The 25,971-nt window shown below is 73.2% G+C and carries 19 protein-coding genes; 12 read left to right on the forward strand and 7 right to left on the reverse strand.

Annotated elements, in window-relative coordinates; translation table 11 throughout:
* Nucleotides 1-125 precede the first annotated feature (125 nt).
* Genes WME96_RS22335 through WME96_RS22345 form a run of 3 tightly spaced genes read left to right on the forward strand, consistent with a single transcriptional unit; the run spans nt 126 to nt 2,284 of the window.
* Nucleotides 126-740: a type IV pilin protein gene (locus WME96_RS22335; protein ID WP_437292110.1), complete on the forward strand. Its 615-nt coding sequence runs from the start codon at nt 126-128 to the stop codon at nt 738-740.
* A gap of 60 nt (nt 741-800) precedes the next feature.
* On the forward strand, nt 801-1,298 hold the full coding sequence (locus WME96_RS22340; RefSeq protein WP_437292111.1) for a hypothetical protein: 498 nt from the start codon (nt 801-803) through the stop codon (nt 1,296-1,298).
* Nucleotides 1,298-2,284, forward strand: coding sequence for a hypothetical protein (locus WME96_RS22345; RefSeq protein ID WP_437292112.1), 987 nt, complete (start codon nt 1,298-1,300; stop codon nt 2,282-2,284). The genes WME96_RS22340 and WME96_RS22345 overlap by 1 nt, the downstream gene beginning before the upstream one ends.
* Before the next feature lie 209 nt (nt 2,285-2,493).
* Here the strand turns inward: WME96_RS22345 and WME96_RS22350 are convergent, their stop codons facing one another.
* A complete protein-coding gene (locus WME96_RS22350; RefSeq protein WP_437292113.1) occupies nt 2,494-4,743 on the reverse strand; it encodes a PEGA domain-containing protein in 2,250 nt (749 codons plus the stop codon).
* A gap of 389 nt (nt 4,744-5,132) precedes the next feature.
* Entirely contained in the window at nt 5,133-7,919 is a 2,787-nt protein-coding gene (locus WME96_RS22355) for a hypothetical protein (RefSeq protein ID WP_437292114.1), read from the reverse strand.
* Between the two features lie 204 nt (nt 7,920-8,123).
* Between WME96_RS22355 and gatC the strand changes: the two genes are divergently transcribed.
* The 7 genes from gatC (at nt 8,124) to WME96_RS22390 (ending at nt 15,896) form a co-directional block, all read left to right on the forward strand.
* Nucleotides 8,124-8,435, forward strand: a complete 312-nt coding sequence (gene gatC / locus WME96_RS22360; protein WP_437292115.1) for an Asp-tRNA(Asn)/Glu-tRNA(Gln) amidotransferase subunit GatC — start codon at nt 8,124-8,126, stop codon at nt 8,433-8,435.
* Nucleotides 8,436-8,440: 5 nt separating this feature from the next.
* The gene (gene gatA, locus WME96_RS22365) at nt 8,441-9,979 is read left to right on the forward strand and encodes an Asp-tRNA(Asn)/Glu-tRNA(Gln) amidotransferase subunit GatA (protein ID WP_437292116.1); all 1,539 of its coding nucleotides are present in this window, start codon (nt 8,441-8,443) and stop codon (nt 9,977-9,979) included.
* 22 nt (nt 9,980-10,001) lie between these two features.
* Nucleotides 10,002-10,598, forward strand: coding sequence for a GNAT family N-acetyltransferase (locus WME96_RS22370; RefSeq protein ID WP_437292117.1), 597 nt, complete (start codon nt 10,002-10,004; stop codon nt 10,596-10,598).
* Nucleotides 10,599-10,704: 106 nt separating this feature from the next.
* Entirely contained in the window at nt 10,705-11,895 is a 1,191-nt protein-coding gene (locus WME96_RS22375) for an NAD-dependent epimerase/dehydratase family protein (protein ID WP_437292118.1), read from the forward strand.
* A 117-nt stretch (nt 11,896-12,012) separates the two neighbouring features.
* Nucleotides 12,013-13,167: a lysophospholipid acyltransferase family protein gene (locus WME96_RS22380; RefSeq protein WP_437292119.1), complete on the forward strand. Its 1,155-nt coding sequence runs from the start codon at nt 12,013-12,015 to the stop codon at nt 13,165-13,167.
* Between the two features lie 29 nt (nt 13,168-13,196).
* The gene (locus tag WME96_RS22385) at nt 13,197-14,387 is read left to right on the forward strand and encodes a tRNA pseudouridine synthase B (protein WP_437292120.1); all 1,191 of its coding nucleotides are present in this window, start codon (nt 13,197-13,199) and stop codon (nt 14,385-14,387) included.
* 216 nt (nt 14,388-14,603) lie between these two features.
* Nucleotides 14,604-15,896, forward strand: a complete 1,293-nt coding sequence (locus tag WME96_RS22390; RefSeq protein WP_433937540.1) for a hemolysin family protein — start codon at nt 14,604-14,606, stop codon at nt 15,894-15,896.
* Between the two features lie 284 nt (nt 15,897-16,180).
* On the opposite strand, the gene WME96_RS22395 is transcribed toward WME96_RS22390, so the two are convergent.
* Nucleotides 16,181-17,197, reverse strand: coding sequence for a formin (locus WME96_RS22395; protein WP_437292121.1), 1,017 nt, complete (start codon nt 17,195-17,197; stop codon nt 16,181-16,183).
* 780 nt (nt 17,198-17,977) lie between these two features.
* Here WME96_RS22395 and WME96_RS22400 point away from each other — a divergent pair.
* Nucleotides 17,978-18,853 carry an alpha/beta fold hydrolase gene (locus WME96_RS22400; protein WP_437292122.1) on the forward strand — a complete coding sequence of 292 codons (876 nt, stop codon included), beginning with the start codon at nt 17,978-17,980 and terminating at the stop codon, nt 18,851-18,853.
* A gap of 157 nt (nt 18,854-19,010) precedes the next feature.
* On the opposite strand, the gene WME96_RS22405 is transcribed toward WME96_RS22400, so the two are convergent.
* On the reverse strand, nt 19,011-21,410 hold the full coding sequence (locus tag WME96_RS22405) for a Tex family protein (RefSeq protein WP_437292123.1): 2,400 nt from the start codon (nt 21,408-21,410) through the stop codon (nt 19,011-19,013).
* Between the two features lie 427 nt (nt 21,411-21,837).
* On the opposite strand from WME96_RS22405, the gene WME96_RS22410 reads away from it, so the two are divergent.
* The gene (locus WME96_RS22410; protein ID WP_061614635.1) at nt 21,838-22,164 is read left to right on the forward strand and encodes a four helix bundle protein; all 327 of its coding nucleotides are present in this window, start codon (nt 21,838-21,840) and stop codon (nt 22,162-22,164) included.
* Between the two features lie 47 nt (nt 22,165-22,211).
* Here the strand turns inward: WME96_RS22410 and WME96_RS22415 are convergent, their stop codons facing one another.
* From WME96_RS22415 to nagZ, 3 genes are all read right to left on the reverse strand, one after another.
* Nucleotides 22,212-22,532: a four helix bundle protein gene (locus tag WME96_RS22415; RefSeq protein ID WP_063826774.1), complete on the reverse strand. Its 321-nt coding sequence runs from the start codon at nt 22,530-22,532 to the stop codon at nt 22,212-22,214.
* 472 nt (nt 22,533-23,004) lie between these two features.
* A complete protein-coding gene (hutI, locus tag WME96_RS22420; protein ID WP_437292124.1) occupies nt 23,005-24,303 on the reverse strand; it encodes an imidazolonepropionase in 1,299 nt (432 codons plus the stop codon).
* Nucleotides 24,304-24,772: 469 nt separating this feature from the next.
* Nucleotides 24,773-25,888, reverse strand: coding sequence for a beta-N-acetylhexosaminidase (gene nagZ, locus WME96_RS22425; protein ID WP_437292125.1), 1,116 nt, complete (start codon nt 25,886-25,888; stop codon nt 24,773-24,775).
* Between the last annotated feature and the right edge of the window lie 83 nt (nt 25,889-25,971).

Raw genomic sequence — 25,971 nt, forward strand, 5'->3', positions numbered from 1 at the left:
TTGCCCGGCTCACCTTGGGTCGGGCAACCAGGCTTCGTGGACCACATCCAGCATGAGGGCATCTCTGCGTCGCCCCGGATCGGGCGAGCGGGCTTCGTAGACCACATCCAGCATGAGGGCGTACCGTGCGGCAGAAGGAAGCATCTCGCAGTCGCGGATTCACGCTCGTCGAGCTCATGATCGTGGTCGCCATCATCGGCGTGCTCGCCGCCCTGGCCATCGTCGGGGTGCGCAACTATCTCACCACGGCGAAGACGGCTGAAGCCAAGCAGATCGTCGGCGCCATCACCCGCAGCGCCATCACCCAGTACGAGCGGGAGCGCGACATCTCGCAGCTCCTGCCCGCCACCGGTGTCGCCGCGGCGAATACCCACCTCCTCTGCGCCTCGGCCGCGCCGGTCCCCTTCAACTTCGCCGATGTCCAGGGGAGGAAGTACCAGCCGAGCGGGGCGCTGGGCGCCGACTTCATGTCGGGCTCGACGCTCGCGGGCTGGCAGTGCCTCGGCTTCGCGACGGTCGCGCCCATCTACTTCCAGTACTCGTACCAGGTCGGCAGCGGCTACCTCAGCCAGGGCCTGCCCGGCGCCCCCATCCCCAGCGGCCCGGAGGGGTTCGAGGCGGGGGCACGCGGGGACCTGGACGGCGACGGCCTGACCTGCACGCTGGTCCGCACCGGTGAGGTGCGCAACGGCGAGATCGTGACCAGCACCGTGATCTTCACGAACAACGACCCGGACTGACGCGGGCGGCGCGCCGCGCTGGCGCTTGTTCCATCGCCGCAGGGTGAGTAGAGAGGAGCCATGACCTGGCGCTCCTGGAGCGCGCTGGAGCTCAGCGCGGCCTTCGCGGTCGGCGGCAGCGTCCTCGCCGTCGCCGTTCCGGCGTTCTTCCGGAACCTCAGCGCGTCCAAGCTGAGCGAGCCGATCGAGGGGCTCGACCGGCTGGTGACCAGCGCCGTCTCCTACGCCGAGTCGAGGCCGCAGGAGATCAGCTTCCCGCCGTCGGCCCCGCTGACCCCGGCCCAGGTGCCGCGCGGCGTGCGCGCTGTCGATCCGCCGCATTCGTGGGAGCACCTCACGTGGAAGTCGCTCGACTTCGGCTTCGAGGGGCCGCACGCGTTCGCCTTCCAGTTCACGAGCGAGCTCGACGCGTCGAAGACCATGCGCTTCGTCGCGACGGCGCACGGCGACCTCGACGGCGACGGCGCGCTGTCCACGTTCGAGGTGCGCGGCGAGCGGATCCCCGGGGAGCCGGCGCGGGTGCTCCCGGGCATGTTCGTGGACCGCGAGGTGGAATGATGGAGGCCCCCCCGGCGCCCGGGACAGCGGACCGTCCGGCAGCCCGCCCTCTCCTGTCCCGCATTGCGCGCGCGCGCGACGCGCTCGTCACGGCCGCCCTGTCGGCCGTCGCCGCCGTCGCGATCGGGAGCGTGCGCGCACCGGCCGCGGACCTGGAGAAGCGCGTCGCCGAGACCTCCGACGTGTACGTCCTGCCGCCGCCGGACGAGGTGGTCACCCTGTCGCTCGGCTACCGCTCCGCGCTGGCCGATCTGCTCTGGTCGCACGTGCTCGTGTCCCAGGGGCTGCACACCTTCGAGCGCCGCCGGTTCGAGAACCTCACCCTGCTGCTCGACGCGATCAACGCGCTCGATCCGACCTTTCGCGACCCCTACCTGTTCGCCGACGCGCTCATCACATTCCAGACGAGCACGACCCCGCGCGAGGAGGTCCTCAAGGCGCGCGAGATCCTGGAGCGCGGGGTGCAGAACCGCCCGCTCGACGGCGAGCTGTGGCTCGCGCTCGGCCAGTTCGTCGCCTTCATCGCGCCGGCCTCGTACCTGACCGACCCCGCGGAGAAGACGCAGTGGCGCCTGGACGGCGCCCGGATGCTCGCGCGCGCCGCGGAGCTCGGGGGCGGCGACGCGAGCATCAGCTGGCAGGCGCTCGGGGGCGCGGGCATCCTGGGGCGCGCGGGCGAGCGCGAGGCGCAGATCCGGTTCCTCCAGCGCACCCTCGCCGTCACGGACGACGAGGAGCTGCGGCAGAAGATCCGCGAGCAGCTCGACAAGCTCCTCGGCGAGCGCGCCGCGGAGGGGTACCGCCGGCGACTCGACGGCTTCAGCGATATCTGGCGGCGCGATCTGCCGTTCGTCAGCAAGACGACGATGCTTGTGCTGGGCCCCCCGCGCGACGCGGCGTACTGCGCGGGGGGCGCGCACGCCGACGAGCCGCGCTGCGCGACGACCTGGCGCGCGTGGGCGGAGCGGATCGAGCAGGACAGGTGAGCCCCGTCGTCCAGCGCTGACGCCGCGCCCGCTGGCGCCGGGCACGGTCGCCGCGACCGGGGCGCCCCGGGGTTTCCACCCACGAAGCATCGAATCGCCCCGCGCGGGCGCGCGCGCCTGTTCCTGCAAGCGAGGCTGACAGGCAACGACGGAGAGCGAGGCCAGGGGCGCCCGAGAGGGACTCTTCTCCTGGCCTCGCGGCGAGATGGTCAGTCGAACTTGACGGCTGCGGTCTTGGTCTCTCCGGCCTTGACCGAGACGGTGACCGACTTCTTCCCGAGATCCGGGTGGATGAACGTCACCGTGTGCGACCCCGCGGGGACGCTGACGCCGACCTTGGGCGTGCTCCCGAGCGGACGGCCGTCGAGGACGACCTTCGAGACCGGGATCGAGTTGATGTTGAGCGTCGCCGCGCCTGCGGCAGCCGCGGGCGCGGCGGCCGGGGCCTCGGCCTTCGGCGCGGCGGGAGCCTCGGGCTTCGGCGCGGCCGCGGCCGGCTCCGCCCTGGGCGCCGCGGGCGCCTCCGGGGCCGGAGCGGGCGCGGCGGCGGCCTCGGGCTTGCTCACCTCGGCGAGCGCGATCTGGATCGTCTTCTCGGCTCGCCCGTCCTCGAACGAGATCGGCTGGGAGAAGTCCTCGTATCCCTTCTTCGTCGCGACGACCTTCCAGCCCTCCGACGGATTGACATCCACCTTGACCGGCGGCTTCTTCCAGGCCGAATCCGGCAGCTTCTTCTCCGTGCCCTTCGCGTTCACGAGCTTGACCGACGCCCCCGAGGTGGCGAGATCGAGCGTGATCTGCCCCTTCACCACCTTGAGCGCCACCGTCCCGAGGTCCTTCGCCTCGCCCTGGCCGACCTCCACCGTCTTCTCCAGCGGCTCGTAGCGCTCACCGCCCTCGAAGCGGATCTTGTGCTCCCCCGGCGGCACGCTGACCTCGACAGGCAGCGTGCCCTTCTCCACGCCGTCGACGAGCACCTTCACGCCGGGCGCGCCCCCGATCTTGAGGCCGGTCGCGGTCGACGCCCCGGCCTGGGACCGCGCCGGACCCGCGCTGTCGAGCGTGATCACGACGACCTTGTCCTTGCCGCCCTCGACGATCTCCACCGCGTCGCGCGGCGGGAAATCGGGGGCGAGGATCTTCACCGCCTTCGAGCCGGGATCGAGATCGCGCACGATGCACGGCACGGTGTCGCAGCGCTTCTGGCCGTCGATGAAGATCTCGGCCCTGGCGACCGACGCGCCGCCCAGGGTCTTCAGGTCGATCGTGAGCGCGCCCTTCTTCGGCACCAGCAGGACCACGGCCAGGATGAGCACCGCCACGAGCGCGAGCCCGCCGAGGATGACGCCCGCCTTGCCGGCCCCCTGCTGCGTCGCCGGGCGCGGGCGGATCGCCGTGGGCTCGTCGTTGCGCGACAGCGGACGGTGGCCGATGTCCGGGATCGGCGGCGCGCTCGGGATCGGCGGCGGCGTCGGGATCGGCGTGCGCGTCCGCGCGGCCGGCGCCGCGCCGCCGGAGCTCGCGAGCAGCGCCGCGGCCGCCTTCGGGATCGTGGACGAGCTCACGTTCGGCAGCGGGGTCGTCCGCCCCGGCATCCTGTCGTTACCCTCCCTGTCGTAGACGTGGGTCGACTCCTCGTCGTCATCCCAGTCCATGTCGACCGCAGCGCCCTTCGCGCGGCGGGGCTTCGCCTCGTCCGCCGCCTTCTGCGGCGGCTTGACCGACGGCAACCGCACCGGAGGAGGAACCACCGGCGGCAGCGAACCGGGCGCGGCGCTGGTCGGCGCCGGGGGCAGCGGGCTCGCCGACGGGATCGGCGGGACGGAGATCGCGGGCAGCGACGGCTGTCGCGAGGGGGGCGGCACCACGGGCGGCAGCGTGCCCGCCTTGGCCGAAGGGGGCATCGGCGGCGGCAGCGAGCCAGGGCTGGTCCCCTTCGTCGTCGCCGGCGGCGGCAGCGAGCCGGGCGGCAGCGAGGGGGGCGGCAACGAGCCGGGACTGGTCCCCTTCGTCGTCACAGGCGGCGGCAGCGAACCCGGACTGGTCCCCTTCGTCGGCACCGGCGGCGGCAGCGAACCAGGGCTGGTCCCCTTCGTCGTCAACGGCGGCGGCAGCGGAGAGGCGATTCCCCCGGGGAGCGCCGTCCCCTGGTTGGGCGCCGGCGGCAGCGAGCTGACGCCTCCGGTCAGCGTGCGCTGCCGGGTCGGCGGCGAGGGAGGCACGAGCGCGGGGTTCGTGGTGCGCGACGACTTCTTCGCGAGCCCCTCGAAGACATCTAGATCGCTGCCGCCCTTGGTATCGGCCATGTTCGGGAACTCCTCAGGACATGCGGCGCCGTTCGCCGCGGCTTCCGGGAAACGATCGCGCCTGCTCCGCGCGACGAAGATGATGTGCGTGATGTGGACGAGCAGGCCCCCGTCGCGGGCCAGCTCGCAGCGCGCTGCGTGAACCTGATCCACTGCAGCGTACCGCTGCTCCGGTAACCGCGCGAGCGCCAACAGGACGAGCGCGGCGACGCCAAGGCCGCACGCGCGGCGCGATCTCGCGCGGATCCGGCGCGCCGCCCGCGCCCCTCCGCCGTGTCCGTCGCGAGGCGCCCGCGACGCGCGCGCCCCCGGACAGGCGCTCGCGCGGCGTCATCTCCGGGAAACCTCCGATCGGCGCGGCGCCGCCAGATCGCGCGTCGAGCGCGCCCCGCTCACCCAGCGAGCCCGCGCCGCTCCGCGCCGAGATGTCGCAAGCTCCAAAGGACTGCAAACGGTGCACCAGCCGCCTTTTTTTAATCCCTCGGGCCGCCGACGCACAAGCGCCTACTGCACCCCAGGCGGGATTCCAGGCGCCGCCAGGCTCAGTGATCGCCGTCCGCGCTTTCCTCTTTCTTCGGCTTTTTGAAGTACCGAACGCGCTTCTGCTGCAGCGGATACCAGACGCTGTGCGGGACGATCGGTGTGGATTCGAACATCCGGCCTGCGCCGGCCGCGTCGGCGCGCGTGAGCCGGACGGCGCGCGGGCCGGACGGCGGGTGAACCGCGGCGCCGGAAAGGTCGGTATCGCCGCCGAGGGCCACCGCGAGCGGCCGGTGGAGGTAGATCCGCGAGGAGCAGCCGAGCCCCGCGAGGAAATCCTGGAGCAGCTTCGCGTCCCGCGGATCCACGGGCGCCGCGGGCGGCGCCGAGGCGTCCGGCGACAGCGCGGGGTCCGGGGCGCCGGACGGCCCGGCCGCCGACCGCTCGACGTAGATCAGCATCCCGTCCTCGTCGTTGACGCCCAGCGCGGCCACGGCCCGCGCGCTGCTGGCGTGGCCTGTCGCGATCCTCACCGCGCCGCGCACCGGGGAGGTCGGCGAGGCGGAGAACGCCCCGGCCGAGTGCCAGATGCTCGAGAGCTCGCCCTGGCCGGCGCCGGGCGCCGCGGCGCCGTCGGCGAGCACGGCCACGGTCGCTCCTGTCCCGGCCGGCGGGGCCGACGCGGGCTCGCTCAGCGGCGCGGCCAGGACGGTCCTCGGGTCCACCTTGAGCACCCGCAGCCGCACGTCGGGCCGCGCCGGGTCGGGGCGGATCTCGGTCGTCGCGAGAGCGTACGGGAAGCCGTGCTGCGGGAGTCCCTGAGTGCGCCAGGCGCCCTCCCCCGCCTCGGCCGGCGCCGCGCGCGTGGCGAGCGAAGGCCCCGGCAGCAGGTGCCGCAGCGTCATGTAGAAGAAGTCGCGCGCCTCCCGCCGGATGTAGCGGGGGAAGTTCATGAGGCCCATCCCGCGGATGAGCCGGCGACCGCGGAAGCGGTAGCCCGAGAGCCCCGAGACCTCGCCCTCGGCCTCCCACTCCCCCTGGAGCGGGCGCCCGAGCGGCGGCAGCGCGCCGCTGGGCGCCACCTGGTAGAACTCGAGCCCGCTGTGGCCCGCGTTCATGTCGAGCGCGATGCCGTAGGCGCAGCGGGCCTGGATCATCGCCTGGGCCAGGGCCTCGGGGCTGACGTCGGCGCCGTAGAAGTACGCGACGAAGCGCTCGCGGGTCAGGCAGATGCCGGTCCTGACCGTGTGCGTCTTGTCGGCCCAGCCGGGCGGCGTGCCTCCCCACCACGTGCGCCCGAAGGGATTCCACTTCTCGTCCTGGACCATGACGGTCATGTTCTGGCGGAACGAGAGCATCCAGTCGGGGATGGTCTCGTCCTCCGACCAGGTCCCGAAGACGGTGCTGCCGTCGCGCCGGACGGCCACGGTCGCGGCGTAGGGCTTCGGCGGCAGGTACACGACCCCGTCGGCCATCATGCCGAACTCGCCGTGCATCGCCTGGAACCCCGCGTTCGACGCGGCGACCACGCGCTTCATCACCTCGGGGGTGCGCGGGATGAGCCCCGGCCCCGCCTCGCCCGTCGCGCCCTTCGGCTCCACCGTGCCCGCCATCATGTGGAGCTCCACCTGGCGCGGATCCCACAGCGCGATGTAGACGCGCGTCGCCTTGCGCGAGCGATCCGCCCGGATGAACGTGGTCATGAACGCCGGCGGGAGCCCCTCGAGCTTGCGCACGAAGGCGTCGCCGCCCTGCGGGTTCCACTGCCCCTCTCCGGGCAGCGCCGGCGTCACCCACGGCTCGAGCGGCGACGGCGGCCAGCCGATCTCGGGGTCGATCGGGGCCTGACGGACGGGCGGATCGAGCGTGCTCTGGCCGAGATCCGAGGCGATGTCCTCGGCGCCCGTGTCGCCCGTCACCGCCTCCTTGTTGCGGAGGACGAAGTCGAGCGCCGTGAACGCCACGGCCTTGACCGTCTGCATCGCGGCGTCGCCGATCACGAGCCGCACCCGGTCGACCGCCCACGTGACGAGGTTCCCCGGCCGCGCGGCCTCGAACGACTCGGCGCGGATCCACGGGGGCAGCGGCGCGTCCACGCCGTGCAGCGGCAGGCGCGCCTCGCGGCCGCTCGCGCGCACGACCACCGCGGTGTCGTCCTCGAGGGCGATGGCGACGTCGCCCGCGTTCGCGGGGCGGCGGCTCCCGCCGTCGGGCTCACCTTCCCCGGGCTCGCCCTCGCCAGGCTCGCCGTGGCCGGTCTCGTCGATCGGGGCGGGGTCGATCGCGAACGTCCGCCGACCGATCCCGCGCAGCCGGCCGGTCGCCTGCCAGTTCGTGAGGGCGTGCTGGATCCGCTCGATCGCGGTCCAGTCGGCGCTGGCCGGCACGCGCTGCCCGTCGAGGTCGAGCACGTGCACGGTGGGCGACGCGGCCTCGATCAGCGGGCGAGTGATGTACGCGAGCGCGTCGCCGCGGAGCACGGGTCTCGACTCGTCCGCGCCGCTCGTCTCCGTGAGGTTGTGGACGCCCGAGACGTCGAGCAGGACGCCCTCCGGCGAGAGCCTCGTGTCGACGAGGTACAGGTCGGTGGGTTCGCCCCGGACGGCGCCGCGGGCGACCGCGCGCGAGCCCACGCCGAGCGGGCTGAACGCGCCCCGCGGCGGGTCCACCCACACCACGTCGCCCGGCGCCGCGGTGATGCCCCGCGCCGCGAGCTCCGCGGCGAGCGCGGTCGAGCGGTCGCGGGCGCCTCCGCCGACGGCGGGCGACATCGCCACGGCCGCGGACGCGCAGAGGACGATGATGCCGATGCGCTCGCGGCGCAGAGAGGGCGGTTTCGGGGGCTGCATTCGCCAGCAACGCGCAGAGGGGCGGGGCTTCTGCCCGAGGGGCCGAGGGCGGCCAGGCGCGCGGGAGCCCGGCGTTATCACCGTTTGCGCACCGCGGCCAGATTCGGGGACGCGCGGCGGTCCTCCGTGAGCCGCGGCGGGCCGCGGGAGACCAACCAAGCGCTGGCGTCCGCGGAACGGGCGGTGCTACATCCGGCGCTCGCCATGTCGAACGCTGACTCGCCCCCTCTCCGCCGCGACGAGGCGCTGACGATAGCGCGCCTCGCCCACCTCGACCTCTCCGCTGAGGAAATGGAGCGCCTCACCGGTGATCTCGGCAACATCCTCAGCTACGTCCGGCAGCTCGAGGAGCTCGACGTCTCGGCGGTGCCGCCGACGGCGCACGTGCAGATCGAGCGGCTGCCGCTCCGCGCCGACGACGAGGCGGGGAGCCTGCCGCGCGAGGTGGCGCTGCGCGAGGCGCCGCGGGTCGAGGACGACGGGTTCGCCGTGCCGGCGTTCGTGGACGAGGGGTGACACCGATGGACACAGCGATCCTCGATCGATCCATCCCGGATCTCGCCGCGCTCGTGCAGCGCGGCGAGGTGCGCGCAGAGGAGGTCGCCAGGGCGGCGCTCGCGCGCATCGAGCAGCGCGACGGCGCGCTCGGCGCCTTCCTCACGGTGCAGGGCGAGCAGGCCCTCGAGGCGGCGCGCGCGCTCGACGCGCGCCGCGCGCGCGGCGAGGCGCTCGGCCCGCTCGCCGGCGTCCCGATCGGGCTCAAGGACGCGCTCTGCACCGAGGGCGCCCCGACGACCGCCGGCTCGAAGATCCTCACGCGCGCGGCCGCGGGAGGCGCGAAGACGCCCGATCCGGCGCGCGGTTATCGCCCGCCGTACGACGCCACGGTCGTCGCGCGCCTGCGCGCCGCCGGCGCGATCCTGCCGGGCAAGTGCAACATGGACGAGTTCGCGATGGGCTCGTCGAACGAGAACAGCGCGTTCGGTCCGGTGAAGAACCCGTGGGACCTGACGCGCATCCCCGGCGGGTCGTCCGGCGGCAGCGCGGTCGCGGTCGCGGCGGGGATGACGCCCGGCTCGCTCGGCTCGGACACAGGGGGATCCATCCGGCAGCCGGCGAGCCTCACCGGCGTCGTCGGCGTCAAGCCGACGTACGGCCGCGTCTCCCGCTACGGCCTCATCGCCTTCGCCTCGAGCCTCGACCAGATCGGGCCGTTCGCGCAGGACGTGAGGGGCGCGGCGCGCCTGCTCGAGGTGATCGCGGGCCGCGATCCGCGCGACGCGACGAGCCTCGACGCGCCGGTGGGCGAGTACGAGGCCGCGTGCGGCCGCGACGTCGCGGGGCTGCGCATCGGCGTGCCCGAGGAGTACTTCGCGAAGGGGATCGACAGGCAGGTCGAGGCGAAGGTGCGGGAGGCCATCGAGGGCCTGCGCGGGCTCGGCTGCGAGATCCGGCCGGTGCACCTGCCGCACACGCGGTACGCCGTCGCGGCCTACTACATCGTCGCGACCGCGGAGGCGTCGTCCAACCTGGCGCGCTTCGACGGCGTGCGCTTCGGGCTGCGCGTGGAGGGCGAGCGCGGCGGCAAGGCGGATCTCCAGGGCCTCTACGGGGCCACGCGCGGCGAGGGGTTCGGCCGCGAGGTGAAGCGCCGCATCCTGCTCGGCACGTACGTGCTCTCGGCGGGCTACTACGACGCGTACTACCTGCGCGCGCAGAAGGTCAGGACGCTGATCCGGCGCGACTTCGACGAGGCGTTCCGCGAGGTCGACGTCATCGCGGCGCCGGTCTCGCCGACGGTCGCGTTCCGGCTGGGAGAGCGGGTGGACGACCCGCTGTCGATGTACCTGGCCGACGTCTACACGCTGCCCGCCAGCATGGCCGGGCTGCCCGCGATCAGCGTCCCCTGCGCGACCGCGCCGGCGCCGGACGGCGGGCCGCCGCTGCCCGTCGGCCTGCAGCTCATCGGCCCGGCGCTGGAGGAGGCGCGGCTCTTCAGGGCAGCCCACGCCTGGGAGCAGATCTCGCCGGTCCGCGGGCTGCGCGCGCCGGTCGCGTGAAGGCGGTGGGAGGAGCGCCCCGATGAGCGCAGCGATCACGGTGGCGGCGGCAGGCCCGGAGCACCTGGCCGGGCTCGAGGCGCTCTTCGAGGCCGCCGGCACGCCCTGTTACTGCCGGTACTACCACTTCGGGGGCACCAACAACGAGTGGCTCGCGCGGTGCTCGGACGGCCAGGGGGAGAACCGCCGGGAGTTCGCCGAGGCGCTCTCCTCGGGCAGCGACGAGGCGCGCGGCCTCGTGGCGCTCGCGCCGGACGCGGCGCACGTCGTCGGGTGGCTCAAGGTCGCGCCCGCCGCCGCCGTGGCGAAGGCCTACGAGCGCCGGCTGTACAAGGGGTTGCCGTGCTTCGCGGGCGATCGCGCCGGCGTCTTCTTGATCGGCTGCGCCGTCGTGCACCCGGCCCACCGTCGGCGGGGCGTCGCGACCGCGCTCGTCGCGGGCGCGGTGGAGCTCGCGCCCGCCTGGGGTGCGCGCGCCCTCGAGGCCCTGCCGCGCCGCCCGAGGGAGCCGGTGAGCGACGAGGAGCTGTGGACCGGCCCGGCCTCGGCGTTCACGAAGAACGGATTCGTCGAGGTGCACGCGTTCGAGCCGTACCCGGTGCTTCGCCGGGCGCTGTGACGCCGCCGCCGCCGCGCGCCGCCCGGCCGTGCGCCCACGGCGGCCGCGCGCCGAGCGCGCTGCGCTTGCGCGCGCCGGCCGACCAGCTAGTGTCGCGCCCGCGCGCATGGCTTCCCTGTCCGAGCACCCCGCCGCTCCGACCCACGACGCTGCCGAGCAGCGCCCCGCCGCCGGCGTGGACCGCGCTGCGCCTGTCCGCGAGGCGGGCGCGGCGGCCAGCAGCCCCGGCGGCCCTGCGGCGACCAGCAGCCCCGGCGGCCCTGCGGCGACGGAGGCCTCGCCGGGGAGCCGGCGCGCCTCGTCCAGCCCGCGGGGCCGGGTCGTCGCGCTCACGGGCGCCGCTTCTTTCCTCGGGCGCAACCTCATCGGCATCCTCGAGGAGGACCCCCGCATCGCCCGCGTGGTGGCGATCGACATCAAGCCGCCGGACACGGGCGGCTCCAAGCTGCGGCTCCACGCGATCGATCTCACGGCGCCCGCGTCCGAGGAGCGCATCGCCGAGGTGCTCGCGGCCGAGCAGGTGGACACGCTCGTCCACCTCTGCTTCCTCTCGTCGCCGACCCCGGCCACCGCCTGGGCCCACGAGCTCGAGTCGGTCGGCACGATGCACCTGCTCCACGGCGTACGCCAGGCGGGCCTGCGCAAGCTGATCCTCTGGAGCCAGACGATCCTCTACGGAGCGCACCCGACCAACCCCAATTTCCTCACGGAGAAGCACCCGCTGCGCGCCGACCCGGAGGAGCGCTTCTTCGCGGACAAGATGGCCGCCGAGCGGGAGTTCAACGCGTTCGGCGCGCGGACCAAGGGCACGACCGTCACCATCCTCCGGACCGCGCCGATCCTTGGTCCCACCGTCCAGAACTACCTCACCCGCTTCCTGGCGCGGCGGCTGGTCATGACCATGCTCGGCTTCGACCCGCTCTGGCAGTTCATCCACGAGGTCGACGCGATCGCCGCCTTCAAGCTCGCGATCGACAGCGATTTCCCGGGGACGTTCAACATCGTGGGCGACGGCGTGCTCCCGCTCTCCACGATCGTGCGCCTCGCGGGCCGGACGCCCCTCCCCGTGCTGCACAGCGCCGCTGGCCCGCTCGTCTCGGCCCTCTGGGCTGCGCACGCGGCGATCGCGCCGCCCAGCTTCCTCCAGTACCTGCGCTATGTCTGCGTGGCGGACGGCGAGAAGGCGGCGCGGGTCATGGGGTTCCGGCCGGTCTACACCACGCGAGAGGCGCTGCTCGATTACACCAACGCGCAGCGCCTGCGGGACGTTCGGCTCTTGCAGGAGACACCCGCGTGAGGCGTGTCGGGGGGCAGAGGGATGGGCGCTGAACACGATCGAGAGCGCAAGGGCGCAGTGAACGGGCCGCCGGCATCGACGCGGGGGAGGTCCGATCGGCCGGGGTCCACGCACGTCGTGCCGAGCATCGACGTCGAGGACGAGGAGACCCGCTACCTCGCGCCGATCGGCCCGACGGAGCCCTCGGACGGGCGGAAGACGCAGTCCTCCGAGGCGCACGCGCCGGTCGTGCCGGTGACGGCCGAGGAGCTGCAGCGGCAGATCCGGGAGCTCGAGGCGCGGCTCAAGAGCATGCTCGCCGGAGCCTCGCCGCAGGCCGCGGGCGGCGCGGCGCCGGGCGGGCCCGAGACGGAGCGGAGCCCCCGCGAGGGCGGCGCGCCTGCCGCCGCGGCCGACGAGCCGCCGCTGTCCGAGCCCGGGACGGCGCGGGACGTCCTGTCGACCGACTTCTACCTGCGGCAGTGGGGTCGCGCCGGCCTGCGCAGCCGCACGGAGGAGGTCGACGAGTTCGGCTTCGATCCCAAGTCCGAGGCGCGGTACAGGCCGCTCTTCGACTTCCTGTACAAGCATTACTTCCGGATCGATCTCGAGGGCGTCGAGCACATCCCGAGCGAGGGGCGGTGCCTCGTGGTCTCCAACCACTCGGGCGGGCCCATCCCGTACGACGGCCTGATGCTGCGTGCCGCCGTGCGGCGGGAGCACCCGGCGCAGCGCGAGCTCCGCTGGCTGGCGGACGACTTCGTATATTACCTGCCGTTCGCCGGCACGCTCATGAACCGGCTCGGGGCCGTGCGGGCCTGCCAGGAGAACGCCGAGCGGCTGCTCGCGGGCGAGCGGCTCATCGCGGTGTTCCCGGAGGGCGCCAAGGGCAGCGGGAAGCTCTTCAAGGACCGGTACCGGCTCCAGCGGTTCGGCCGCGGCGGGTTCATCCGGCTCTGCCTGCGCACGCGCACGCCGCTCATCCCCTGCGCCATCGTGGGCGCCGAGGAGACGAACCCGCTCCTCTACCGGGTCGAGCACGTCACCCGCGCGCTCGGCATCCCCTACCTGCCGATCACGCCGACGTTCCCCGCGCTCGGGCCCCTCGGCCTCGTGCCCGCGCCCACGAAGTGGAAGATCCGCCTGGCCGAGCCGGTGCGGTTCGACGCCTACGGTCCCGAGGCGGCGGACGACGAGATCCTGGTGCGGCGCCTCGCCGAGCGGGTGCGCGCGACGATCCAGGGGCTCATCGACGACACGCTGGCCACCCGGAAATCGGTCTGGTTCGGATGAAGCAGGCTGCGCAGGCGGATCCTCCACCCATGCCCGAGCACACTGCGGAAGCGGGATCGACGCCGCGCCCCGGGCCCGAGCGGGCGCACGGCGGACGGCCTCGGCCGGAAGGCGTGCTGGTCATCGACAAGCCGCGCGGCCCGACGAGCCACGACGTCGTGGCCCGGCTGCGGCGCGCCCTCGGCGTGAAGCGCATCGGACACGCCGGGACGCTCGACCCGATGGCGTCCGGCGTCCTCGTGGTGCTCGTCGGCGAGGCCACGAAGCTCGCCCCTTACCTGACCGCGCAGGACAAGCGCTACACGGCGCGCGTCGTCCTCGGCGTCGGGACCGACACCCTCGACGCGGACGGGGAGGTCACGGCGACGCAGCCCCTGCCCGCGTGGCTCGACGAGGAGCTCGGCGCGCTCGCGGCGGCCGGCGTCCCGGCCGGGGGCGAGGCGCTCGCCGCCGGGGCGCCGCGCATCGCTGCGGCGGTCGACGCGGAGCGGGCGCGCCGGGCCCAGACGCCGCCGGCGTACTCGGCCATCAAGGTCGCGGGGCAGCGCAGCTACGCCCTCGCGCGCGCCGGCCAGGCCGTGGACCTGTCGGCCCGCCCCGTCGAGGTCCGGGCGCTCGCGCTCGCCGGCGCCTGGCGCGGCGAGCCCGGCCCGCGCGCAGGCGTGCTGGCCGCGGGCGCTGCGCCGGCCGCAGAGGCTGCGCCGGCCACGGGCACCGAGCCCGCCGCGGGCACCGAGCCCGCCGCGCTCGAGCTCGAGCTCGATGTGAGCAAGGGCTACTACGTGCGTTCGCTGGCGCGCGACCTCGGCGCGCACCTCGACGTCCCCGCGCACCTGTCGGCGCTCCGTCGCACGGCGAGCGGCGCCTTCACGCTGGAGCAGGCGGTGCGCCTCGACGCCGGCGCCGAGGCGCTGCGCGCCGCGATCCGCCCGCTCGCCGAGGCGGCCGCGGCCAGCCTGCCCGTCGCCCGCCTGACCGAGCACGGCGCCCGGCGCGCGCGCCTCGGGCAGACGCTCACCGCGTCCGACTTTTCCGCAGCTCCTGCGCAACCCGGGGCCGCTGTATGGCTCGACCCGGAGGGACACGTCATCGCGCTGGGCGCCCCCGAGGTCGCCGACGACACCGGCGCCGACAGCTCGTCCACGCCGCCTGAGGCTCGTTTTTCCGTCCTACGTGGCTTTTCCGGGTCGGTAGACGTCCGTGAAAATCCTGCTGTGTGAGAGAAAAACCACACGAGTCAGCAAAATCCTGGACTTCAGTAAACCCACGGATCATCTCACTGGCCGCACTCGATCCCACCGGTCGAGCCTGGGAGTCCGTCTTGCAAAGAGTCCGGCGAGCGCGCGTGGATCCAGCATATCCTGAGATTTCGCGCCCCGGTCCGGTTGCGCTCCCCTCGCCTGTTCCGTTACGATTCATCCGTTAGGAGCCTCGGTTTGAGTCCCGATCTCGTTCCATTGCCAGCGCTCGCCGCTGCCGTTCTCTCCGCTGTACTTGGCTCGCTGTTCGTCGGCGCCGACACCGCACTGACGACGCTGAGCGCCACCCGGCTCGGCGCGCTGATCGAGCAGTCGACGGGCCCCACGAAGGCCGCTTACGAGCGGATTCGTCAAGAAGACGCCAAGCTTCGCTCCCGTTACCTGCTCGGCTGGGTCGTGTCGACCAGCCTGACCGCCGCCTGCTTCGACCTGTTCTTCCGGCGGAGCGTCCCCGGCGCTGCGCTGTATCTCGGGCTGGCGACGACCATCGTCGTGAGCGGTGCCCTGTACGAGGTCAGCTCCACGCTCGGCCGCAAGCACGCCGATCGGGCAGCCTCGATGGCGGTCCGCTTCTTGCGTCCTCTCGAAATCGCGATGCTTCCGCTCGCGGTGCCGCTCGGCTGGATCGGCTCCCGGCTGGGGACGAAGGAGGGCGAGCAGCCGTCCGACCCGCGGGTGGCAGAGGCCGAGGTCGAGATCCTCGTCGATGAGGTCGAGCGATCTGGCCTGTTCGGACGAGAACCGGCGGAGATGATCCGGAATGTGCTCGAGTTCGCCGATCTCACGGCGCGGGACGTGATGGTGCCGCGGTCCAAGGTCGAGGCGATCGAGATCTCCACGCCGCTCGAGAAGGTGCTGGAGATCGTCACGGAGGGCGGACACTCCAGGTATCCGGTCTACAAGGATCAGATCGACAACATCGCTGGTCTCCTCTACGCGAAGGACCTGTTCAAGGTGCTCGAGGAGCGTCGGCTCAAGAACACGACGCTCCGGGAGATCACGCGGAGCCCTGCCAATTTCGTGGCGGAGTCGCAGCCGCTCTCGTCGCTGCTCCGGGAGATGAGGAGCCGGAGACAGCACCTCGCGATCGTGGTCGACGAGTTTGGTGGCATGTCAGGGATCGTCACCCTGGAAGACGTGCTCGAGGAGATCGTCGGCGACATCCGGGACGAGCACGACGAGACGGACGAGGGGGCGGCCATCCAGGACCTCGGCGACGGCCGGCTGGTCGCCGATGCGGCCGTGTCGATGAGCGATCTCTCGGCCTACCTGGGCGCGGAGCTCGACCGGGAGGGGAAGTACGACTCGCTCGGTGGGATGCTCACGCAGCATGTCGGCAAGGTGCCCGAGGTGGGCACGGCCGTGAGCAAGTTCGGCCTGCGGTTCATCGTGCGGGACAGCGACGAGCGGCAGATCGGCAAGGTGGAGATCGTCCGGCCCCGAGCCATGGGCGCCGGCGGCGCTGCCTGAGCGGCGCCGCGGCCGCTCTCTGGCTCGGACGGCCCTCCCCGCGCCGCGCGGCGCACAGGGTCCCCTCGGCCCTACCGTTCACGCGGGGATGAGCCCGAGGCCCCGGCGTGCGACGCGCCTCGGTGAGGGGCCGTGAGCGGCCGTCTGGATTGCGGACGGCCAAGCGGCGTTCACCCGCACAGGAGACGGGCCCAGATCGGCGTTTTCGGCGCGCAGGCGCACTCCTGTGCGCCGAGCACCGAAAACGTCGAGGTGGGCCCGTATCCGAAGCGGGTGAGCGCCGCTTACCGGGCGAGGGAGATCTTGTGGAGCTCGTTCGCGAGATCGTCGCCTTCCTTGATGAGGCCGGCTGTCTCGGCGGCGGGATTCTCTTTGTTGCCCTCGAGGAGCTGGCGGACGTCGATCATCGCGCTGCGGAGCTTGAAGACGATCTGCTCGCTCGTGAAGGCGGCCACGGACTGGGGGTCGACCGGGAGCGCCTGCAGGTCGCCCCCCGCGATGTCGCCCTTGGTCCAGCGGGCGGCTTCCTTCTCGGCCGGCTTCAGGCCCTGCTGCGTGCGCTCGAGGCGGGTCACCGTGTACTTGGCCGGCCAGTCCTTGCCGAACAGGAACGGAGCCTTGTTGGGGACGAGCTCGGCCAGCGTCTTGTCGCCGTCGCGACGGAAGACGACCGAGAAGTTCACCACCGGCTCGTCCTGCTCCTTCCACGACTTCTCGACGGGGGCCTGCGCCGCGGCGAGCAGGTTCTTGAGGCTGTCCTTGGTCTTGTTGAGGTCCTGGACCGAGGTGGTGTAGCTGAGGAGCTGACGCATCACCCTGCCCGGAAGACTGCCGATCTGCTTGTTCTCCAGGTTGGTGGCGTCGAACGGGACGTTGATGGCGCCGAGATCGGTCGTGAGCTGCGTGGGGAAGCTCTTCCGCGAGAGCTGCTCCGCGGCCGCGCCGAGCTTGTCGTTCAGCTCCTGCATCTTCTCGTTCGCGGTCCGCACGTCCTTCTCGAGCGCCGCGGCGCCCTCGACGGCGAGCTTGCCGCGATCGCCGCGCTCCTTCGCGCCGCCCGCCGCGAAGCCGAGGCCGATGCCGAGGAGCGCGGCGAGGCCCGCGTACAGCGCCGTCCGCTTCGAGGCCTTCCGACGCTCCTGCTCGACCTCCTCGCCGACCTCGACCTTGATGGTCTGCGCGGCCGCCGTCGGCTTGGGCGGCGGCGTCTGGATCACGGGACGCGGCTGCGGCGCAAACGGAGGCAGCGGGATGCCTGGCGAGATCCCGGGCGGGGGCGCGATGCCGCCCACGGAGGGCATGGGGGGACGCGCGCTCGGATGCGGCGAGGGCATGCCGCCCGGGATCGGGCTCCCGTCGGGAGGCGGCCCCGATCCGGGCTGCGGGCCAGGCACGGGGAGGGGGACGGCCGCTCCCGGTGCCCCGCCTACCGCCGTTTTGCCCAGCCGAGCCTTCAGATCGATTTTGCTCTTCTTCTTTTCTTCAGCCATCGGCTCCTCGGGGACGGGATCGCTGCACCACTTCGCCCAGAAACTCCAAGCCCGCCCGAGGCGATCGGCCCACCACGGCCCGAACCGGAGATGCCCCTGCGCGAGCGGCAACAGCAGAGGACATGGGCCGGCGTCCAGCGGACCGAGACGAGGGCGGGGACGAAAAGATCAGCAACACAACGGGAGCGTCGGGCGAGCGGACGACCCGCCGGGCACGTTAGCGGCGCGCCGCGTGGAATGTCAACGCGATGGCGATCGCAGCGCGGGATGTGTTTCGGCACGCGATCGCGACGCCGCGCGGCCACCCCGTCCAGCGGCCGCGTCATCGCCGGAGGGTGAGCCCGCCCCCGACCCGCGCGCAGGCCGTCGCCGGCAGCATGGCCGTCGATGGAGGGACCGGGTAGGAAGCAGGGGCTCATGGTGTGGTTCAAGTTCGGCGGGGGTCGGCCCCCGCCGCCCGCTTCGTCCGGGGGCGGTCGGCTTCCGCCACCCGCGTCATCCGGCGGCGGTCGGCCTCCGCCGCCCTCTTCATCATCCGGCTCATCCGGCGGGGGTCGGTCTCCGCCGCCCTCGCGGCGTTCGTCGCTCCGGATGGAAACGCGTCGGGTTGCGAGCTTTGATGGAACCGACATCGCGTACCGCGTGACGCCGCCGCCGTTCGCGGGGGCAAAGACGGTGGTGCTGGTCAACGGCCTCGGCGGGTCGTACCTCGCGTGGCGGGCGCAGATCGAGTACCTGTCCGACCAGTACCGCTTCATCACCTGGGACTACCGCGGGACGTACGCGTCGAAGCGCCCGTCGCCGGACGCCCCGGACGCCTATGCGGTCGCGAACCATGTCCGCGATCTGGAGGCGATCCTCGCGGTCGAGGGGGTCCAGCACGGCTCGCTCATGGCCTGGAGCATGGGCGTCCAGGTCGCGCTGGAGGCGTTCCGCCGGCTCCCGGGGTTCGCCGCGAACCTGGTCCTGCTGAACGGCACCTACCGCCGGCCGCTCGAGACGATGGGGCCGCTGCCAGGGGTCGGGCGGCTATTCCCGCCGCTCGTGGACCTCGCGGCGCGCGCTCACACGGCCGCCACCCGGGTGACGCGTCGCTCCCTCGGCCCGCCCGACGCGGGGATCTGGCTGCAGCGGATGGGGCTGCTCGGAAAGGCGCTCGACCGCGAGGTGTCCGCCGAGCGCCTGGAGCCCCTCGGTCAGCTCGACATGGAGGCGTTCCTCAGGAACCTCCGCGCGCTGGGTACGCACGACGCCGAGGACGTCCTCGAGCAGATCGACGTCCCGACGCTGCTCATCGCGGGCGACCGCGACACGTTCACCCCCCGGGCGCTGACGCAATCGATGGCCCGCCGGATCGCGATGTCCGAGATCCTCGTGGTCCGCGGCGGGACCCACACCACCGCGATCGAGTTCCCGGAGCTCGTCTCGCTCAGGATCGAGCGCTTCTTCGCAGACCACGGCTTCTAGAGCGCCCCCCCGGAGCTCTGGAACAAGCGTCCCCGAGCGGCGCTCACCCGCACAGGAGACGGGTCCAGATCGGCGTTTTCGGCGCGCAGGCGCACTCCAGTGCGCCGAGCACCGAAAACGCCGAGATGGGCCCGTATCCGAAGCGGGTGGGCACCGCTCATTTGCGGAGGAGATCCGCGAAGGGGTTGTTGCGGAAGCCGCCCCCCGAGCTGCCGCCCTGCCCCTTCCCTTGCCCTTGCCCCTGGCCCGGCCGGCGGTTGTCGTTGCGGGAGCGCGCGTCGTTGCCCGCGGGCGGGCCGCCGGCCTGCGGGCGCGCGCCGGCGGGAGCGCCGCCCTTCTTCGCCGTGAGCGAGATGCGCTTGCGCACGAGGTCGACCTCCAGCACGCGCACCTTGATCTTCTCGCCGACCTTCGCGACCTCGTTCGGATCCTTCACGAAGCGGTCCGCGAGCTGCGAGACGTGCACGAGGCCGTCCTGGTGGACGCCGATGTCCACGAAGGCGCCGAACGCCGTCACGTTGGTCACCACGCCCTCGAGCTCCATGCCCGGCTTGAGATCCTCCATCGTCCGCACGTCGTCGCGGAAGTTCGGCGGCTCGAAGGTGGCGCGCGGGTCGCGGCCGGGCTTCTTCAGCTCGCTGAGGATGTCGTTCAGCGTGAACGAGCCGACGTCGCCGGCCTCGTACTTCTTCGGATCGATGCGCGCGATCGCCGCCGTGTCGCCGATGAGCGACCCGACCGGGACGCCGAGGTCCGTCGCGATGCGCTCGACCAGGCCGTAGCGCTCGGGGTGCACGGCGCTCGCGTCGAGCGGGTGCTCGCCCCCCCGGACCCGCAAGAAGCCCGCCGCCTGCTCGAACGTCCGCGGGCCGACGCCGGGCACGTCGAGCAGCCCCTTGCGGCTCTTGAACGCGCCGTTCAGGTCGCGGTGGGCGACAATCTTCTTCGCGAGGCTCGGGCCGATGCCGGCGACGCGCGCGAGCAGCGGGGCGCTCGCGGTGTTGAGCTCGACGCCGACCAGGTTCACGCAGCTCTCGACGACCTCGTCGAGCTTCCGCGCGAGCAGGCCCTGGTACACGTCGTGCTGGTACTGGCCGACGCCGATGCTCTTCGGGTCGACCTTCACGAGCTCCGCGAGCGGGTCCTGCAGGCGCCGGGCGATGCTGATCGCGCCGCGCACCGTGAGGTCGAGGTCGGGGAACTCCTCGCGCGCGACGTCGCTCGCCGAGTAGACGCTCGCGCCCGCCTCGCTCACCGGGACGCAGTACAGCTTCTCCGACGGTCGCGGATCGGCGTTCGCCGTCTGCTCCTTCAACCCCTCCGACGCGAGCACCTCCTTCACGAACGCCTCGGTCTCGCGGCCGTGCGTGCCGTTGCCCACGGCGACCGCGCGGAGCGGGTACTTGCGGCAGATGCGGCGCAGGTCCTGCCGCGCGCGCTCGAGCGCGTCGCTGCTCCCGACCAGGTAGATCGTGGTGTGCTCGAGCAGCTTGCCCGTCTCGTCGACGACGGCGCACTTGCAGCCGGTGCGCTGGCCCGGGTCGATGCCGAGCACCGCCTTCGTGCCGAACGGCGCGGCGAGGAGCAGCTCGCGGAGGTTCTGGGCGAAGACCTCGACCGCGGCGCGATCGGCCTGCATCTTGAGGTCGACGCGCACGTCGCTCTGCACCGCCGGGAGCAGGAGCCGCTTCACGGCGTCCTCCGCGGCCTTCGTCAGCTCGCCGGCCCACGGCGACCTCGGCTTCAGCCCGATCGCGGCGTGGATGGGCGGGACGAGCGGCTCGGGCGCGAGCTCGATCGCGGCGCGGAGCACGCCCTCGGCCTCGCCGCGGCGGATCGCGAGGTAGCGGTGCGACGGGATGTTCGCGACGGGCTCCTCGAAGGTCGCGTACATGTCGAACTTCGTCTGCTTGCCCTCGTGCTCCTCGTTCTTCTGGACCTTGATGACGCCTTCCTTGGCGTAGGCCTCACGGACGAGCTTGCGCACGTCGGCGTGCTCGGCGATGCGCTCGGCGCAGATGTCGCGGGCGCCGGCGAGGGCCGCGGACGTGTCGGGGACCTCCTTCTCGGCGCTGACGAAGGCGCGGGCCTCCTCCTCGGGGCTGCCGTCCTCCGGCTGCGACCAGACGCGATCCGCGAGCGGCTCGAGGCCGCGCTCCTTCGCGATGATCGCCCGCGTGCGGCGCTTCGGCTTGAAGGGGAGGTAGAGGTCCTCGAGCTCGGCCTTGGTGCGGCAGGCGCGGATCTTCGAGCTGAGCGCGTCGGTGAGCTTGCCCTGCTTCTGGATCTCGGCGAGCACCGTGGCGCGGCGCTCCTCGAGCTCGAGGATGTAGGCGCGGCGCTCCTCGATCGCGCGGATCTGCACCTCGTCGAGCCCGCCGGTCGCCTCCTTGCGGTACCGGGCGATGAACGGCACCGTCGCCCCCTCGGCGAGCAGCTTGGCCACCGCCGACACCCCCTGACGCGGGAGGCTCAGCTCCTCGGCGAGCAGCGGGACCGGATCAAACGAGCTGTCCGTGCGGCCAGGGACAGCGACAGGGCTCTGCGTGTCACTCATGCGCGCGGCATACGCGCAGGGTGCACGCGCGTCCAGGCTTGACTTGCAGGGGTAGGCGCGGACGCGGACGCGGATGCGGATGCGGGCGCGCGCGCGGATGCGGGCGCGGATGCGGGCGCGGATGCGGGCGCGGATGCGGGCGCGGATGCGGGCGCGGATGCGGGCGCGGATGCGGGCGCGGATGCGGGCGCGGATGCGGGCGCGGATGCGGGCGCGCGCGCTCGCTCGGGACGAGCCAGCGTACCGGCGTGCTCGGGGGGCGCAAAGCCAAGCCGTGCTCGCCGTCCTCGCCGTCCTCGCGCGCTGCGGGCGGCTCCGGGCGGCTGCGCGCGGTGCGGAGCTTCGCTCCGCAGCTTTGCGCCCCCCTGCGCGCGCCGGTGGAGGGCGGGGGCCCGGCGAGCGGGTCGTCGGGCTGGAGGAGGCCATCATGCTTCGAATCTATGACGTCGTTCTCAAGATGATCGCGGGACTGGCTACGGTCGCTGAGCAGATCGAGCGGCGAGACGCGGATCTCGCACGGCAAATGCGCAGGGCTGCGGCGAGCGTGGCGCTCAACACGGCGGAGGGCATGGGCAATACGGCCGGACACAAAAGACAGCGCTACCAGACCGCCTTGGGCTCGGCGCGAGAGGTCATGGCCTGTGTCGATGTCGCCAAGGCCATGCGCTACGTCACCGAAGTCGACGCAGCTACGGTTGACCACCTCGATCATGTGATCGCTACCCTCGTCCGCCTGGTCCGCCCACGGGCGTGACATCACGGGGGGCGGGCCGTCGAGAAACGGCCCGCCCTCGGCGCTGATCACCGCGCCAGCCGGTGCACTGTTGCTACGACCCGGTCCAGCGTATCCCGGAGCGCCGGATCCACTTGGTCGAGGTAGCCCAGCGCCTCGGCCACATCGAGGCAGGCTCTCACCTCCGCCGCGGAGCCGAGCGCATTATGGAAACGTGCACGCACGTTCCTCCCTTGCGAGTACGCGCCTTCGTGCAGGTTCAGCGGCACGCTCGCCGCCGCACGTCGCAACTGATCGGCGAGATTGGAGTCCCTGGTTCCGATGCGCTCGATCAGCGGCCGCAGCTGCCGCACCAGGTCGATTGCGATGGAGTAGATGCGAAGAGCCATGATGAACCTCCGTTCGCCCCGCGCCTCCGGGGCCCCCCCGGACCCGCCCGCGCGCGCAGGGAGGCGCAAGGCTGCGGAGCGAAGCTCCGCACCGCGCGCAGCCGCGCGCAGCGCGCGAGCACGGCGAGCACGGCTTGGCCTTGCGCCTCCCGAGCACGCGGGCACGCTCGCAGGCCCGGAGAGCGTCATTCCGACATCCGCGTCCTGAACGAAGGCGGTGCCTCAGCGAAGCGAGTACAGAGGCGATTGCGGACGCGGACGCGGACGCGGACGCGGACGCGGACACGGACACGGACACGGACACGGACACGGACGCGGATGCGGACACGGACGCGGATGCGGACACGGACGCGGACGCGGACGCGGACACGGACGCGGATGCGATAGAGCAGGTCCACACGACAAGGTCCGCGCCCTTCGCCCGACCGCTCCTACCCTGACATGATCTCTTCTGATGAGGTCGCGCCGACCCTCATCCGTGCGCCGCGACGACCTCGCCGTCGCGCAGCACGGCCAGGGCGCGCGGCGTGCCCCAGGGCTGCACGATCGCGTTCTCGTGCGGGAGATCCCAGATCGCCAGATCGGCGCGGAGCCCGGGCCGCACGGCGCCGCACACGTCGCCGAGCCCGAGCGACCGCGCCGCCTCGCGCGTCGCGCCCAGGATCGCCTCGGCGACGGTGAGGCCGTAGAGGCGCACCGCGAGCGCGAGCGCGAGCGGCAGGCTCTCTGTCGGCGCCGTCCCCGGGTTCGCGTCGCTGCCCACGAGGAGCGAGACGCCGGCGGCCCGGAGCGCGGCGACCGGCGGTGGGGCCTGCCTCAGGGTGAAGCTCGCCACCGGCAGGAGCGCGGCAGCGACGCCGGCCCGGGCGAGCGCCGCGATGCCCTCGGGCGCGACCTGCTCGAGGTGGTCGACCGAGGCGGCGCCGAGCTCGGCGGCGAGCGCGGCGCCGCCCACGTCAGCGAACTGCCCGACGTGCGCGCGCACGCCGAGCCCTAGCGCGCGCGCACGCTCGAGCACCGGCCGCGCCTCGTCGACCGAGAACGCGCTCCGGTCGATGTAGGCGTCGACGTACCGCGCGAGGCCGGCCGCGGCGATGGCGGGCAGCCAGGAGCGCGCGACCAGCCCGGCGTAGGCCGCGCGGCCCCCGGCGGCCTCCGGGGGCAGCGCGTGCAGGGCGAGGTACGTCGGCACGACGCGGGGCAAGCGCGCGTCCTTGCCCGCCTCGGCGATCGCCTCGAGCTGCTTGCGCTCCGAGGCCTCATCGAGACCGTAACCGCTCTTCGCCTCCACGGCGGTCACGCCGAGCGCGGCCATCCGGAGAAGGCGAGCGCGGAGCGCGGCCGCGAGCTCGCCGGTCGTCGCGGCGCGGACCGCGCGCATGCTCGCGAGGATGCCGCCGCCAGCCGCGGCGATCGCCTCGTAGTCGCCCCCGGCCATGCGGACCGCGTACTCCGCGTCCCGCGAGCCGACCCAGGGCGCGTGCGTGTGGCAGTCGACGAGCCCCGGCGTGACGACCCCCGCGGCCTCGAACGCGATCTCGATGCCGGCCCCCGGATGCAGGATCTCGTGGCGGCGTCCGACCGCCTCGACCGCGCCGCCCCGGACGATGAGCGCGGCGTCCTCGATGACCCCGAGCGGGTCGCCGGTCGAGGCGCGCGACGGGTCGCACGTCACGAGCCGGCGCGCGGCGATCGCGAAGCGGCGGCCGCCCAGGAGAGGGCCGGGGCGGGACAGCGCCGGGAGATCCGAATCAGGACGCGGGAGATCCATCAGGGCCTCGGGGTGGCTACGGGCATCGCGGTGCGGGCGACCTCAGGTGAGCTTCCCGTCTTCCCGCCGATCTAGCCACCGACGATGCCGCGTCGCCAGTCGTCATCACGATCGCGGGCCAGGCATCGCGCCGTCCCTCGCCAGGCATCGCGCCGTCCCTCGCCAGGCATCGCGCCGTCCCTCGCCAGGCATCGCGCCGTCCCTCGCCAGGCATCGCGCCGTCCCTCGCCAGGCATCGCGCCGTCCCTCGCCAGGCATCGCGCCGTCCCTCGCCAGGCATCGCGCCGCCCCTCCCCTGGCGTCCGCCGCCGCGACGGCTGCGAGTGGGCGGCGGACGCCGTCGACAAGAACGCCGACGCGTCGATGGCCGAGCGGCATCTGCTCGCCCGCTACCGCAAATACACGTGGTGGCCCTGGCTCGTCGAGATGTCCACCTGATCCGATCGGGGCCCGGCCCCCGGCGGCGCGGTCACGTCGCCGCCCCCGCGGCGAGCGCGGCGCGCGCCCGCTCGATGTCCTCGAGCACGGCCCGCGACGCCGGCCCGCCGACGACCTCGGCGAGCTCCGCCGGCGACGCGGCCGGCCGCGGCGGGCGCAGGCGGCGCTGCTCCAGGCCGCGCGCGGCCGCCTCGACGCAGCGCTCGCGGAAGCGCGGATCGCGCTCGGCCCTGCGCACGAGCGCCTCGTGCGCGCGGTCCTGCAGGTCCTCGTCCTTGCAGATGAGCAGCGCGTCGCAGCCCGCCCAGATCGCCGCGGTGGCGGCCTCCTCGACCGGGTAGTGCGCCGCGATCGCGGCCATCTCGAGGTCGTCCGAGAAGAGCACCCCCTCGAAGCCGATCTCGTCGCGCAGGAGGCCGGTGCAGATGGCGCGGGAGAGCGTCGCCGGGACGCCGGGGTCGAGCGCCTCGACGACGATGTGCGCCGTCATCAGCGACGCGACGCCCGCCCGGGAGGCCGCGCGGAACGGCGGCAGCTCGATCTCGTCGAGGCGGCCTCGGTTGTGGGTGATGGTCGGCAGCGCGAGGTGGCTGTCGAGCGCGGTGTCGCCGTGCCCCGGGAAATGCTTGCCGCAGGCGAGCACGCCCTCCTCCTGGAGCCCCTCCAGGAAGGCGACAGCGGCCCTCGTGACCGTGCGCGGATCGCGGCCGAACGCGCGATCGCCGATGATCGGGTTCTCGGGGTTCGAGTCGACGTCGAGCACCGGCGCGAAGTTCAGGTTGATGCCGACGGCCCGCAGCTCGGACGCGACGGCGCGGGCCGCGCGGCGCAGCAGCGGGATGTCCATGAGCTCGCCGAGCGAGCGCATCGGGGGCAACGCCAGGAACGGCGCGCGCAGGCGCGTGACGCGGCCGCCCTCCTGATCGATCCCGATGAACGGGGGCCGTTCGGCGCCGCCCGCCGCGGCGAGCGCCTGACAGAGCCGCGCCGTGGCGTCGATGTCAGGGACGTTGCGCCGGAACAGGATCGCACCGCCCCTCCGCCCCTCGGCGAGCGCCCGGAGATACCGGGCCGGCGGCTCCGCGCCGTCGAATCCGCCCACGATGAGCTGGCCACACAGGACCTCTGTCTCCAGATCGCGCTGCATCGTCCACCACCTCTCGCGCGGCGCAGGCGAGCGCGCCGGCCGCGGAATCCATGCGCCACGACTCGTAGACGACCTGGGCCGGC

The organism is Sorangium sp. So ce406 (assembly GCF_051474675.1).
Taxonomy (GTDB): Bacteria; Myxococcota_A; Polyangia; order Polyangiales; family Polyangiaceae; genus Sorangium; species Sorangium cellulosum_G.

What these genes read in the sequence shown, in the direction of transcription:
- WME96_RS22375 (WP_437292118.1), top strand. Translation starts at nt 10,705, where the DNA reads ATGGCTTCCCTGTCCGAGCACCCCGCCGCTCCGACCCACGACGCTGCC.
- hutI (WP_437292124.1), bottom strand. Translation starts at nt 24,303, where the DNA reads ATGGATCTCCCGCGTCCTGATTCGGATCTCCCGGCGCTGTCCCGCCCC.
- WME96_RS22385 (WP_437292120.1), top strand. Translation starts at nt 13,197, where the DNA reads ATGCCCGAGCACACTGCGGAAGCGGGATCGACGCCGCGCCCCGGGCCC.
- WME96_RS22395 (WP_437292121.1), bottom strand. Translation starts at nt 17,197, where the DNA reads ATGCCCTCCGTGGGCGGCATCGCGCCCCCGCCCGGGATCTCGCCAGGC.
- WME96_RS22405 (WP_437292123.1), bottom strand. Translation starts at nt 21,410, where the DNA reads ATGAGTGACACGCAGAGCCCTGTCGCTGTCCCTGGCCGCACGGACAGC.
- WME96_RS22345 (WP_437292112.1), top strand. Translation starts at nt 1,298, where the DNA reads ATGGAGGCCCCCCCGGCGCCCGGGACAGCGGACCGTCCGGCAGCCCGC.
- WME96_RS22415 (WP_063826774.1), bottom strand. Translation starts at nt 22,532, where the DNA reads ATGGCTCTTCGCATCTACTCCATCGCAATCGACCTGGTGCGGCAGCTG.
- gatC (WP_437292115.1), top strand. Translation starts at nt 8,124, where the DNA reads ATGTCGAACGCTGACTCGCCCCCTCTCCGCCGCGACGAGGCGCTGACG.
- WME96_RS22355 (WP_437292114.1), bottom strand. Translation starts at nt 7,919, where the DNA reads ATGCAGCCCCCGAAACCGCCCTCTCTGCGCCGCGAGCGCATCGGCATC.
- WME96_RS22400 (WP_437292122.1), top strand. Translation starts at nt 17,978, where the DNA reads ATGGAAACGCGTCGGGTTGCGAGCTTTGATGGAACCGACATCGCGTAC.
- WME96_RS22370 (WP_437292117.1), top strand. Translation starts at nt 10,002, where the DNA reads ATGAGCGCAGCGATCACGGTGGCGGCGGCAGGCCCGGAGCACCTGGCC.
- gatA (WP_437292116.1), top strand. Translation starts at nt 8,441, where the DNA reads ATGGACACAGCGATCCTCGATCGATCCATCCCGGATCTCGCCGCGCTC.
- WME96_RS22340 (WP_437292111.1), top strand. Translation starts at nt 801, where the DNA reads ATGACCTGGCGCTCCTGGAGCGCGCTGGAGCTCAGCGCGGCCTTCGCG.
- WME96_RS22410 (WP_061614635.1), top strand. Translation starts at nt 21,838, where the DNA reads ATGCTTCGAATCTATGACGTCGTTCTCAAGATGATCGCGGGACTGGCT.
- nagZ (WP_437292125.1), bottom strand. Translation starts at nt 25,888, where the DNA reads ATGCAGCGCGATCTGGAGACAGAGGTCCTGTGTGGCCAGCTCATCGTG.